Genomic DNA, 810 nt, shown 5'->3' on the forward strand with positions numbered 1-810 from the left:
AAATGGCGCAAACTCGATGGCCGGAACCGCCTGCCCGAGATCATCCAAGGGGTTGAGTTCCGCGACGGCCTCCGCCACGTTCAAGCCGCCGCCTGATCAGGCGTCACCAACTTCTGCGCATATCTCTTTGTGGAAAGGGGCCCATGATGAAGAATACGCCACTCGCGCGCAAACTGGGCGCTTTCGTCGCCTTGTCAGAGGCTGAACTGTCCGTACTGGAAGGCCTGCACAAACGTCGCCGCACCTTTGTCGCCGGGCGCGATCTGGTGCATCAAGGGCAATCGGATCAGGCTGCGTACATCCTCATTTCTGGCTGGGCCTGTTCTTACAAGCTTCTGGAGGATGGTCAGCGGCAGATTGTCGATTTCCAGATCCCGGGCGATTTCCTTGGGTTGCGCAGCGTCATGTTGCACCTGTCGGATCACAGCGTTGAGCCGGTCACTGACATTGAAGTGACAGAAGTGCATGTGTCGGACCTTATGAAGACGTTTTCGGACACGCCGCGGCTGGCCACTGCTGTTCTTTGGGCTGCGTCACGTGATGAGGCAATGGTTGTCGAGCATTTGATCAATATCGGGCGTCGCGAGGCGGACGTACGTGTGGCGCATTTCTTGTTAGAGCTTGGTGCGCGGCTTACCCTCGTCGGATTGGGCAGCAAGACGGGCTACGCCTGCCCTTTGACCCAGTGAAGTGGTCCGGCAAATTTGGACAGCGTGCTAAGATGTATCCAACGCGCACGAATGGATACGAGAATGACAAAGCGACGGAACTTTTCAGACAAGTTTAAAGCTGCTGTGGCGCTTGAGGCGC

The 810-nt window shown here is 57.0% G+C and carries 1 pseudogene; it reads left to right on the forward strand.

Going from position 1 to position 810, the window contains the following annotated elements:
• Window positions 1-143 precede the first annotated feature (143 nt).
• Window positions 144-686: pseudogene (locus tag ROE7235_RS19740) on the forward strand (Crp/Fnr family transcriptional regulator); the annotation flags it as partial.
• Between the last annotated feature and the right edge of the window lie 124 nt (window positions 687-810).

It is taken from the genome of Roseinatronobacter ekhonensis (genome assembly GCF_900499075.1).
GTDB lineage: Bacteria > Pseudomonadota > Alphaproteobacteria > Rhodobacterales > Rhodobacteraceae > Roseinatronobacter > Roseinatronobacter ekhonensis.